The organism is Burkholderia sp. Ac-20365 (genome assembly GCF_017104715.1).
Classification (GTDB): Bacteria; Pseudomonadota; Gammaproteobacteria; order Burkholderiales; family Burkholderiaceae; genus Paraburkholderia.
In genome coordinates this window covers 251,912-263,557 of record NZ_JAAGPI010000006.1, presented here as the reverse complement: position 1 = coordinate 263,557, position 11,646 = coordinate 251,912, and the positions used below count along the sequence as shown (strand labels likewise).

The window sequence follows — 11,646 nt, the reverse complement described above, 5'->3', positions numbered from 1 at the left end:
GCGACTCCGCATTGCTCAGTAATCCTTACTGGCAATGGCGTTGTAGTACCCGATTCGTAGACAGGGAGAAGTGATTGAATCGCCTGTTGCGACGTGCTTCTTCAGGCGGCGACGCCAAGTCAAATGTCCCTTTGGCGCAGGCTCACCATCCAGCCCGGCGATGCCTTGCGGCCAGCGGGTTTCGACGATTCCCCTCACGTGTTGCCACTACTGCCAACCGTCCTTGTGCATTGCGCAAACGTTTCGCCTTTTGCCCGCAACAAGACGCCCGGCAAATTGTTCGCACAGATCCTTTCGATCGGCGTAAATAATACCCGGGAGAAGCGGCGAATTACACCGAAAATTAACTTCGTCGGACAATTAGCAGGATTCTTCCGACGAGAACTTTATGGAAAGGAAATTCGCCTTTCCGATTTTCCGTGAGCATTTCTCACGCGCAGATTTCGGGCAATTTGACCCTATGAGGTATTTTTGTGATCCTGATTGTTCTGCGCATTACGGGTATTGCTCGATTGGCAAACCGACAATGGAAAGGCGGTCAGGAAGCTTTTACCGTGAACGTCACAATTACCGAATGGAAAATGCGTGATGGATGACGCAATTTTTATCACCCTGAGAATATTTATTCTGTATCGACCCTGGAAGTTGTCGATGAAACAGGGTTCAACTCGAATGGAACGCGTTTTCCATCCGATTGCCAACCAATTACGGCGAGCGGGAAAAATGCGGCGGCGCGAGACGTTGCGTCACGGCCGCCAGATGAATTCACTCGCCGCACATCGCGAGTGCGAGTGGAGGAAGCGCATCGCACGACGGCACGCTATTCGCGCTGTCCTCGCGCGGCTTGCCGCTCATCCATGCGCGGTACTCGGTCGGCGACTTACCCACGCAGCGGCGAAACAGCTTCCCGAGCCTGTCGCCGTTAGTGAGCCCAACGCGTCGCGCCACCTTGTCCGCCGGCAACGAAGTCTGCGCGAGCAACTGGCACGCACGCTCCAGCCTGACGCGTTGCAGATACTCGGACGGCGATGCGCCGATGTGCGTCTGGAAGTTGCGCAGCAACGTGCGCTGGCTCATCGCGCAGGCTTCCGCGGCCTCGGCGACGCTGACCGCGCGATGACAGTTTTCCTGCAGCCAGCGCGCCGCCGCCCTGATCCGGTCGCCGACGGTAGTGGGGGTATCGACGGATGGAGAAAGCCATTCGCTCGAGTCCACGAACGCCGTGCGGCGGAGTGCTTCGCGCGCGATCGATTCGCCGAAATCCGCGCGGATCACTTCAAAAGCAGCCTTGACGGCACTGCTTAATTGCGCCCTTCGTCTGCGCGCCTGCTCATAGCCACTGACCGCGGCCGTTGCGGCATTCGCATTCGACGCTTCGAAGCCCGCAGCGAGAAACCTGACGGGCGTGCCGTCGGCCCGCATGCGTTGCAGCCAGACGCCCAGCGACGGCGTCTCGCAAGCCGCTCTCGACTGTATTCCGCCCGCGACAAATACGCGTGAGTACCGCGTGCCATCCGTGCGCGGCAATTCATCTGTCGACACGAACAGCGAGCGATCGCATCTGACGCGCCCTCCTCCTTCGGACAGAAAGTGCATCTCGTACTGTCGTGAAGACTCGCCCGATGCAAGCGAACAGGCACATTCGAGCGCCTCGGCAATCGCACCGATCCCAAGCAGATCGCACGATTCGGTCAGTACAAAGGCAATGTGTTGCGTTCCCGTATCCCCGTTGCTTTGTCTGTGTGGCATCCACTGCAAGTTATTCTCGACGAACATGGTCGCTCCCGCGTGCTTTGTAATGGGCATGCCTGCGCATGCAATGACTACTAAGACGATCCTTGTTGCGTTCGCTTGAACGCGAATCAGCAATCGCCTCGTGGCTTTCTGTTATCTGGGACCAAGGGCCTGCGTGACGGCATTGACTACATCGGATGGATCGGCGGACCGGGAAAACCACCGGTCCCATTGCGTCCAGTCGAGTCGCGCATCGTCCGTCGAGAAGGCGATCATGACAGGCCGGTGTATCAGGTCTCTTGCGCCAAGAAGCTCGTCGGCGTCGACAGCGCCAATGGGACTCGAACTCACGATCACGCGCGGGCAAAGCCGCCGCATTTCGCTGCACGCCTCCTGCGAGGTCAATGCGGGCATCACGTAGAGACCCAGCGAAACCAGCCGCGAGACCACCATCGAAAGGCGCCCGGCGTCCGGGTCGAGCACCAGCACGTCGATCTGCTGTGTCGACGTCGATGACGCATGCGCTCGCAGGCGCGGGCGCACCTGCGAGCGCATCCAGCGCCGCAGCGGCCACACTGTTCGATTGAGTTCGTGCCTTAGAACCAGACTCCGCCATACATGTGCCGCGCTGAACGCGGGACGGCGCGCCTGGCGTTCGAGCAATCGCTTGCAGCCTGGCAGATGCAGCAGCGAGCACCCCTTGAACCAGCGAAGGTCGCGGTGCGTGTTGCCCGACCAGTGACGTCCAACCACGCGATGTGCGCCGAGATCGATGATCTGATGTCCACTGTCGGACAGCAGATTGAGCGCGGCGGAGATGAACGCTTCGTCCCCGTTGTGATTCAACTCATGAATGACGCGCAGATAGCGCGCAAAACATTCATGCGCGCGCGGTACCAGTTCTTTGATGAAGCCCGCCGATGCGAGCAGCACTTCACCGCCGAACCAACGCGGATTCTGCAGCGAGGTGCCCGCCACGCTTTCCAGATCGTCGATCACGCGTACGTCGCCATACGCCGAGAACTCCTGATCGGAAATGTCAAATGCACCGACGCCTAGTGCCCGGCAGCGCGTGAGCAGTGCGTCGTCCACCGCACGTAGCGCGAGCATGTCGGTATCGAGGACCATCAACAGCTCGCCATCGCGCAACGTCGCCCCAATCTGCTCGATCATGTCGAGCTTGAAGTGTGCGGAATAAAAGCGCGTGTTCTTCGGTAACGCCAGTTGCGATGGCGCCAGTTGCAACACATGAGGGCGTGAACCCGCGTCGAGCTTGTCGAGATAGCGCACCACTTTGCCCGCAACATTCGTCGCGACCGTCAGCGTGGGAAGACCGACTGCCTTAAGGCTCCGGTTGAGCGTGATGGCCTGCTCGAGGTAACAGAACGGATCGCCGCTGTCGCAATTCGGGCTTCCGGCGCTATCGGTGTCGACGTAGACGAGTGCGCACGGCACCACGCCGGCGCTGGATCGAGGCGAGCCCGACGCGGACCGCGTTCTCTGTCTGAGTGCTGGTGCGAAGTCCTTGCGCAGGAGCGCTGCGTCGAGCATCGTCGCCTCCGGGCTGACGGTTGAGTGGGGAGTGTTGTCCTCGGTCTATCGTTACGCGTTGCTGATGACAACGCTCGCAATAGACTTGCAATGCATGGCGCATCGAAAGAGCAGCATCCATGCCACTCGAATAAATGACATGGAATTGGAGGTTTGAAAGTGCGCTAAAAGACGTTTTGAAATTTTGTCTTGTAGCGAGTGCAAATTCGCAGAACGGAATTTTTTCCGATCGGCAAGTTTTTCATGCAATGCAAAGGCATCGCATTTATCAGAAACTCTTGCTCAATTATCCGGATGACTCGCGACGAAACTCACAAAGGCGTTATAGGGAAGATTTAGCGTCACGCCATCGATCATCACGCCGTACGTCGCATCGCCGCTATCGAGCACGTAGTACATCGCGGACTGGATGTTCTTCGTCTTTCTCGCCTGGTAGTAGGTCGCATAGCTCGCGCTGATGTAATTCGCGCGATACGCCTCGCTTTTCTCGGGCCCGGTGTTCCACTCGGTCAGCAGAAACGGCACGCCGTAACGTGCCTTGCAATAGGTGGGCAGATCGAAGCCCGGACCTGCTCCGTCGGTGCCGATGTTGAAGATGTCGCCATAGACCTCGTAGTTGTGCCACGTGGTCATGTCCCATCGCACGGTCGGATAGCCGCTCGTGCCGTCGGGCTGCTTGCCGTCCCACAACGCGTCGGCAGCGCCGATATCGGCCACGCAGAAGTTGATGCCGCATTTCGCAGCGGGCTGCGCCGACTTCACGCCGTCGATCATGCCGCGCATCGCGCCGCGCATGACCGGCCAGTTCGCGTTGCTGAAATCGGCCGCCTTCGAGCCGGCATTGGTCGAGTCGAGAATGATTGCGCTGTCGCGTGTCAGTTCGTTTCCGCACTCATACATCACGATGCCGTAAGGCGCGAGCGCCGCTGCGACCGTCGCGCCACACGAGCGTCCACGGTTATACGCAATCGTCTCGCTTGCGAACAGCACACCATTGGCATCGCGCACGCCGATATTGACGAGCACGAAGAGTGTCAATCCCGCGGCCTGAAATGCCTGCGCAAGCCGGATGACGGCGTTCAGTTGCACAGGGTCATCCGTGCAGCCGACGCGATAGGTCGAACAGCCCATGTTCATCATGATCTGCACGATCTGCGCGGCCGTGTAGCGGTAATCGTAATGACCGTTGATGCCATGAAACGAACCCGGCGTTGCGGCAAGGGCAATGCGTGGATCGCTGCAAGGCAGCCATTGATCGAGATCGGTACACACGTAGAACTGGCCGCCCGTCGACCGGCACCATATCTTTCCGCCGTACCACAGCACCATCGCTACGCCCGACGTCACACCCACATACGCGTTGTTACGCAGGACCATGCCGTTCGAGAGCGTCCACAACGCGCCCAACTTGTCGATGATGTACGACGCAGACGGAATGGTCGTGCCTTCGGCGGACGTGCCGCCCAGGCGGGGATCGTTGACGGCGAGCCAGGTCGTGCCGTTCCATCCATAGAACTGTCCGCCCGTGCCCTGGTGATACACGCCGTTGCCATACCACAGCAGCAGCGTCACGTTGTATGTGTTGCCCGCCTTCACACCATTGCGATAGACAGAACCGTTAACGAGCGTCCAGAGCGCGCCCTGAGTGTCGGTGATGGAAGCCGCGGGTGGAATGGCCGTGCCGCTTGCCGAGGCGAGCGTGCCGCCGCCTGATGTGCCGGTGGTCGTCTGGTCCGACGAAGTCGTGGCGCCCGATGTCGTGCCCGATGTGCCATTGCCAGTCGCGGACGTCGTGCCGTTCGTCGCAGCCGCCGTGGTCGCACCCGATGTCGCACTGCCAGTGGTTGCGCTCGCAGCGGATGCATTGCCCGCGCCATTGCCGGAACCGCCTCCGCCGCCACCGCATGCGGTCAGCACACAACTGCCGCCGACAGCGGTTACCAGACCTAGAAATTGACGACGCTTAACCATGATCATTTCATCCACTGCCGGGTCGCGCCCGACGAATTCACTTCGATAGGGAGCGGTGGCGAGCAGGTTGAAAAAGGCGTTGCGCCCTTTACATTCGATTCGCGATCCTTATCAACTATTTTTGATCGACGTCGAACAGCGGTAAATATTCCCGCCTTTTATTCGCGTCGCGCAGTTAGTGTCTGGTTGTCGGCAGGAGCGGATTATCAGCGCAGGTCATTTGCGAAATAACACTGTTCTTTCGATCGGCAGCATAAAGGGGAAAGGAATTGCCTTTACCGTTGAACACGCGAGACGGAGCACGCTGCAGAAAACAGCATGACTGCCGCGATATATGCGCGCTAATACGCGCCTATCCACACAACTTAAAAAAGAATAACTTCCTCGTTTATTCCCTTTTATTCCGTTGAATAGCGCTTGGCAGGGACGCGCGCCGGAGTCTGTTTCGAATCAAGCGGCAATTTTTCCCGCCGCACCAGAAAGCGCGCATTCTGCGGCGCGTCGAACCCTGCGGCTTATCCCATGCCCGTCATGGTGCCTTCGTTGCCGGCCCATGCCGGCGTCTGTATCGTGGGGACCGTACATCGCCACACGCGACACCCATCTACACGCACAAGGACGACTCATGACCACTCCCGCAGACACTCCAGTCAGCACCGACGTGTTGATCATCGGCGCGGGGCCAGTCGGCCTGTTCGCCGCGTTCGAAGCGGGCGTGATCGGCCTGTCGAGTCAGATCGTCGATAACATCGAACGCGTGGGCGGCCAGTGCATCGAGCTGTATCCGGACAAGCCGATCTACGACATTCCGGCCGTCCCCGTCTGCACCGCGCGCGAACTGGTGGACCGGCTGCTCGAACAATGCCGGCCATTCGCACCGCCGCTGCACCTTGGCCATCGTGTCGAGACCGTCGAGCGACAGGAGAACGGACGTTGGCTCGCCCGCACCGATAAAGGACTGACATTCGACGCAGCGGCCATCCTGATCGCGGCGGGCAACGGCTCGTTTGTCCCGCAGCGTTTGCCGCTCGAAGAAGCCGTGGCGCTCGAAGGCCGCCACGTTCACTACAGCGTCCCCAGGCTCGAAGACTTCGCCGGCAAAAAGGTGATCGTGGCGGGCGGCGGCGACTCCGCGCTGGACTGGGCGCTGGCGCTGCGCACGGTGGCGCAGCACGTGACGCTCGTGCATCGGCGCAACGGTTTCAGCGCGGCCGACTCCAGCGTCGCCAACATGCGCCGCGCCGTCGAAGCGCGCGAGATGGATTTAGCAGTCGGCTCGATTGCGAGCCTGAATGCACCGGGCGGCGCACTCGAATCAGTCGAGATTCGACAGGCCGACGGCCCGGCGCAACTCGACGCCGATCATCTGCTGGTGCTGTTCGGTCTCGTCGCCGATCTCGGGCCAATCGCGAACTGGGGTATCGAAGTGCAAGGCGGGCGCATCACAGTCGATACGTCGAATTACGAAAGCACGACCGCCGGCATCTTCGCAGCAGGCGATATCGCGGGCTATCCGAACAAGCAGAAGCTGATCCTGTCGGGATTCCACGAAGCGTCCCTCGCGCTGCGCAAGGCATACAGCTACGCGTTTCCGGACAAGAAGCGCGTGCACATCCATTCGAGCTACGACGCGAAGCTCGCAGAACGCGTCGCGGCCTCTCACGCCTGACGGCCCGGGCGCAGATGCATCGGCCGGACGGCCACGCGCTTCGTGTATAAAGGAGGACACCAGAACCAGTGGAGCGCAACGTGTCCGATACGCCGCCGACAGGGACGAACCCAGCCACCGACGACCCGGACGCGCCGCAGTGGCGTCGTTTCGCACCGTGGGCCATCGGCGCGGCTGTCGTTATCGTCGTGCTCGTCATCCTGTCGTCGATCTTCAGCTCGGGGCGCAAGAGCCCGGACGAACGCGCGCTGGGCGAACTGGGATTCATCAAGGCCACCTGCAGTAACAGCGACGGCTCAGCCGCGCCGCCCGACTCGGCCTGCCTGTCTCTGCGAGCCAAGCCGACGCTCACTGCATCCGAAGTCGCGGCAGCGATGCCGCACCTGAAGAACTCCGACCGCAAGATCGAACTGAACCTCGCCAACACGCAGATCGACAACCTCGATCCGCTGAAAGAACTGGACACGCTCGATTCGCTCGACCTGTCGGGCACGCCTGTCTGGAACATCGACGCGCTCAAGGACATGCACTCCCTCAGGCGTCTCGTGCTGCATCGTACGGATGTCGAGAACATCGACGCGCTTAAGGGACTGACCGGTCTACAATCGCTGAACCTGTGGGACACGCGCGTTTCGAATCTCGATGCGCTAAAGAATCTCACCGACCTTCGTCAACTCGATCTGCGCGACACCCAGGTTCGCGACCTCGATCCGCTCGAAGACCTGCCTCATCTGGACACGCTGAAGCTCGGCGGCGCACGCAATGTGCGCAACATCGACGCGCTCGGCGGGCTCACCTCGCTAAAGGCACTCGACCTCAATGAAACACAGGTCGACAGCATCAATCCGTTGAAGAAGCTGCGCGACATGCAGGCGCTGTATCTCGCGAACACGCCGCTGCGTGATATCGACGTCGTCAAGGGCATGCCCGCGCTGAAGACACTCGTGCTGGACGGCTCACGCGTCGACGATATCGACGGCCTGCGCGGCTCGCTCCAGCTCGATACACTCGTGCTCGCCCGCACGCAGGTCACCAGCATCGATGCGCTCAAGGGCCTGACTGCGCTGCAAAGACTGAATCTCGCCGACACCCGCGTCGACAACATCGACGCGCTGCGAGATCTGAGAAACCTTCGCATGCTCAACCTGTTCCGCACGAGAGTGCGAAATATCGATGCGCTGAAAAGTTTGACGAATTTGCAGGAGCTGTATCTGGCGAATACACCTGTCGAAGACGTCGACGTGCTAAAGGGTCTCACCGGATTGCGCGAGCTGGTGCTCTACGGCACCAAGGCACGCAACGTCGACGAACTCAAGGCTGCGCTACCGAAAACGCGCATCGTCTGGTAGGTATTCGACATTTTTGCAACAGGTGCGCAAGGTCACACAGCAGCAGCCTGGATTTTGATAGTCTTTATCCGACAGCACACGAGGACACAACGTGCGCTGCCAGAGAAATTCGACCAGGTGTTGAGTACCGGAGGGTACGCTCATGCTTAACTGGCTTGCAAACCTCATTTCCCACCACGCTCCGACTCCCGAGAAGCAGGCCGAACGGGCCTTGACCGAGCTTCGAATGGGTCTTTTCCAGGCCGAACAACGCGTTCTCGACGCGCAGCTGCAAGCCGACTATTACCGATCCCGCATCGCGTTCTGCGAACAGGTTTCAAAGTCGGGCATCGAGCAGGTATCGGACCGCCGCAAGATCCCGCAAGAATTCGCCATCGACAGTACGCGGCCTAGCCTGAAGCTCACAGCCGCGCAATAGCCTCGGGCGGACGGGGTTGGTGAACCGGGTTGGCGTTCGCTTCGCGCGTCGTCATTCGACATGGTGAGTGTCATATGCGTCAGTACGGCGTGCCGTCCTTGTGCAGGAAGCGGCCGTCGGTGCTGGGGCTCATCATGTCGATGTCGGAACAGGTGATGACATCCGTCGCCGAGCGCGAGCCGACTTCGAGATAAACGGCCGTCGCATTCGACCTGTTGATCAGGTGATGGCCGTTGCCCGAATTTTTCGGAAAGCTCGCGCAGTCGCCTGTGCGCAGCAGCGTCTCGCCTGCGTCTTCGATCAGCACGAGTTCGCCTTCGAGCACGTAGACGAACTCGTCTTCCTCTGAATGCCAATGGCGCTGGGACGACCAGTTGCCGGGCGGCAACCGCATCAGGTTCACGCCGAAATCGACCAGTCCGCCGGCATCTCCGAGCCGCTGCCGGATGCGTTCGGCGCTGCGCGCCGCATACGGTGACGGGTAACCGGTACCTTGAAGCGCCGGCACGTCGGCCATGTCGATTATGGGCATGCAAGACTCCGTTAGTTCGCGCGACCCTCCACTCATACACGATCCGCATGCGCTTGTGGCATTGTTCGCTTTTCCCCTTCGACCCGGATGCCCTCTTTTGCACAACGGGCACAGCCATCGTACGATCGCCTACCGCTGCGCACGCAACCGCCACATCAACTCATGACAGACTCGCCATCACGTTCAGGTTCACTTGGGCCGCTGCCCTATGTCGTTGCCGCGACCTTCTTCATGGAGTATCTCGACACCACGATCATCGCCACGGCGCTGCCACAGATGGCGCACTCGTTCGGCACGAGCCCGAACGCGCTCAGCCTCGGCATGAGCGCCTACATGATCGCGCTGGCCATCTTCATCCCGGCAAGCGGCTGGGTCGCCGACCGCTTCGGCTCGCGCAGCGTGTTCTTCACGGCCATCGTCACGTTCACGCTTGCTTCGCTGTTGTGCGGCATTTCGCAGAACACGGTCGAATTTACCGCTGCCCGCGTGTTGCAGGGGATCGGCGGCGCGCTGATGGTCCCCGTCGGACGGCTGACCGTGGTGCGCAGCGTCGACCGCAAGCAACTGATGCAGGCGATCTCGACCATCACCTGGCCCGGCATCGTGGCGCCCGTGGTCGGTCCGCCCATCGGCGGCTTCATCACGACATATGCGTCGTGGCGCCTGATCTTTCTGCTCAACCTGCCCGTCTGTCTGATCGTGCTCGTCGCGGTGCTCAAGTGGGTGCCGAACCTGCGCAGCGCCGAGCGCCGGCCGTTCGACGTGATCGGTCTGATCCTGAGCGGCGCGTCGCTGACGGCCATCCTGTATGGCGCGGACATGGCGAGCCAGCCCGACACGAATCCCCTCTTCGGGCTCGGCATCATCGGCATCGGCCTCGCGATCGGCTGCGTCGCGTTCTACCAGGCGCGCCGCCAGCGCCATCCGCTGATCGACGTCTCCACGCTGCGCATCCCGACCTTCTCGGTCACCGTCGTCACGGGGACGCTGACGCGCATCGGTATCGGCGCGGTGCCGTATCTGATGCCGCTGCTGTTCCAGATCGGCTTCGGCCTGTCGGCGTTCAAGTCGGGCCTGCTGCTGTTCGTGAGCGCCACCGGCAATCTCGGCATGAAGGCGCTGACCACGCCGATCCTGCAGCGCTTCGGCTTCCGGCGCGTGGCGATCGCGGGCAGCATGGTGTGCGGCATGTTCACGATCGCCTGCGGCGTGCTGACGCCCGCCTCGCCGCTCGTCCTGGTGCTGGTGGTCGTGTTCGTTTATGGCACCGCGCGTTCGCTGCAATTCCAGACGCTGGCGACGCTCGCTTATGCGGACGTGCCGTCCGAGCAGACCAGTGCCGCCAACACGCTGTGGAACGCGGCGGCGCAGATGAGCATCGGCCTTGGAATCGCATTCGGCGCGCTGGCGCTGCGTGCGGCGTCGGCCGTTAATGGCACGGGCGGCACGAGTGGCACGGCTGGCACGGGCGCAACGCAGGCACAAGCTTTCACGCTCGACGACTTCCGCTTCGCGTTCCTGTGCGCGGGCATGCTGACGATCGCCTCGGTGTACGGCTACGTAAAACTCTCCCATGACGCCGGCCACAAGCTGCGCGCCACCTCGCGCTAGAGTCATGCCTCGGTTTCCACCACCATCTGGCATAAAGCGCGTTTTTATGCTCAAGCTTGAATCGGGACCGCCGATATCCGGTGCATGAAAGCAAACGAACTTGACAACCTGATCCCCGACGATCCCATGTGGCGTGTTGCACAGGCCGTCGAAGGCAGCGTCCGCGCGATTCGCAAAGCCTGCGGAAAACTGAACCCGGAAGACTGCACGCCCGGCACTATCGAGTACGAAGCCGTCACGATGGAATTTCTCGACGACTGCATCCGCTCGCTGGGCGGCGACCCCGACGCGGATGACGACGAAGACGACTTCGGCGTCGGCGCGACCGGCTAAGCGCAGCAGAAAGAATTTCGCCTGATGCATTAATAGTGCCAATATACGTTTCTGGTCGCGCATACCGCGCGGCGTTACCGCCTGGCAGACCAAGGAGACGGCGTGAAGAAACGTGTGCGCTCGCTGATAGCCGAGATCATCTGGCTCGTGTGCTTTCTCGTGCTGGCGGCAGTCGCGCCGACGTTCTTCGCGAAGGTGTTGTTGCTGGTGATATGCGCGCTATTGGTCTGGCTGTACGCGCCGAACCAGAGAGGCGGCGAGTAGAAGTCGTCGAGACCGTGAGCGACTCGTCACGGCGACCTTTGCACACGGCTACGGTCCCTGGCGCGGGTGCGTAAGACGCGATGGCAGGCGCAGCCCCGAACCAGCCGGCAACCACAATCCCGGCAAGCAGAGCTTCGTCGGCAACCCGTTTCACCCTCTCCCCATAGCGCTCACCGTACCGGGTGCGGCGCAATACGAAGCGACGCGTCGTCAC

General features: G+C 61.0%; 11 protein-coding genes. 7 read left to right on the top strand and 4 right to left on the bottom strand.

Annotated elements, in window-relative coordinates; translation table 11 throughout:
- Positions 1-123 precede the first annotated feature (123 nt).
- On the top strand, positions 124-423 hold the full coding sequence (locus G3O01_RS14050; RefSeq protein ID WP_205805606.1) for a hypothetical protein: 300 nt from the start codon (positions 124-126) through the stop codon (positions 421-423).
- A gap of 342 nt (positions 424-765) precedes the next feature.
- On the opposite strand, the gene G3O01_RS14045 is transcribed toward G3O01_RS14050, so the two are convergent.
- From G3O01_RS14045 to G3O01_RS14035, 3 genes are all read right to left on the bottom strand, one after another.
- Positions 766-1,776, bottom strand: coding sequence for a helix-turn-helix domain-containing protein (locus G3O01_RS14045; RefSeq protein WP_205805604.1), 1,011 nt, complete (start codon positions 1,774-1,776; stop codon positions 766-768).
- A 111-nt stretch (positions 1,777-1,887) separates the two neighbouring features.
- Positions 1,888-3,285, bottom strand: coding sequence for a response regulator receiver protein (locus G3O01_RS14040; protein WP_205805603.1), 1,398 nt, complete (start codon positions 3,283-3,285; stop codon positions 1,888-1,890).
- A gap of 282 nt (positions 3,286-3,567) precedes the next feature.
- Entirely contained in the window at positions 3,568-5,256 is a 1,689-nt protein-coding gene (locus tag G3O01_RS14035; protein WP_205805602.1) for a hypothetical protein, read from the bottom strand.
- Between the two features lie 625 nt (positions 5,257-5,881).
- On the opposite strand from G3O01_RS14035, the gene G3O01_RS14030 reads away from it, so the two are divergent.
- The 3 genes from G3O01_RS14030 to G3O01_RS14020 all read left to right on the top strand — a co-directional run bounded on the left by G3O01_RS14030 (position 5,882) and on the right by G3O01_RS14020 (position 8,692).
- Entirely contained in the window at positions 5,882-6,925 is a 1,044-nt protein-coding gene (locus G3O01_RS14030) for an NAD(P)/FAD-dependent oxidoreductase (RefSeq protein ID WP_205805601.1), read from the top strand.
- 80 nt (positions 6,926-7,005) lie between these two features.
- Complete coding sequence (locus G3O01_RS45750) at positions 7,006-8,274, top strand: leucine-rich repeat domain-containing protein (protein WP_205805600.1); 1,269 nt, start codon at positions 7,006-7,008, stop codon at positions 8,272-8,274.
- 142 nt (positions 8,275-8,416) lie between these two features.
- Positions 8,417-8,692 (top strand): hypothetical protein, encoded by a 276-nt coding sequence (locus G3O01_RS14020; protein ID WP_205805599.1) that lies wholly within the window; start codon positions 8,417-8,419, stop codon positions 8,690-8,692.
- Between the two features lie 79 nt (positions 8,693-8,771).
- On the opposite strand, the gene G3O01_RS14015 is transcribed toward G3O01_RS14020, so the two are convergent.
- Positions 8,772-9,224 carry a cupin domain-containing protein gene (locus G3O01_RS14015; protein ID WP_205805598.1) on the bottom strand — a complete coding sequence of 151 codons (453 nt, stop codon included), beginning with the start codon at positions 9,222-9,224 and terminating at the stop codon, positions 8,772-8,774.
- Positions 9,225-9,386: 162 nt separating this feature from the next.
- On the opposite strand from G3O01_RS14015, the gene G3O01_RS14010 reads away from it, so the two are divergent.
- The 3 genes from G3O01_RS14010 to G3O01_RS14000 all read left to right on the top strand — a co-directional run bounded on the left by G3O01_RS14010 (position 9,387) and on the right by G3O01_RS14000 (position 11,432).
- Entirely contained in the window at positions 9,387-10,835 is a 1,449-nt protein-coding gene (locus G3O01_RS14010; RefSeq protein ID WP_205805597.1) for an MFS transporter, read from the top strand.
- Between the two features lie 84 nt (positions 10,836-10,919).
- Positions 10,920-11,168, top strand: a complete 249-nt coding sequence (locus tag G3O01_RS14005; RefSeq protein WP_205805596.1) for a hypothetical protein — start codon at positions 10,920-10,922, stop codon at positions 11,166-11,168.
- A 102-nt stretch (positions 11,169-11,270) separates the two neighbouring features.
- The gene (locus G3O01_RS14000) at positions 11,271-11,432 is read left to right on the top strand and encodes a hypothetical protein (RefSeq protein WP_205805594.1); all 162 of its coding nucleotides are present in this window, start codon (positions 11,271-11,273) and stop codon (positions 11,430-11,432) included.
- The last annotated feature ends 214 nt before the right edge of the window (positions 11,433-11,646 follow it).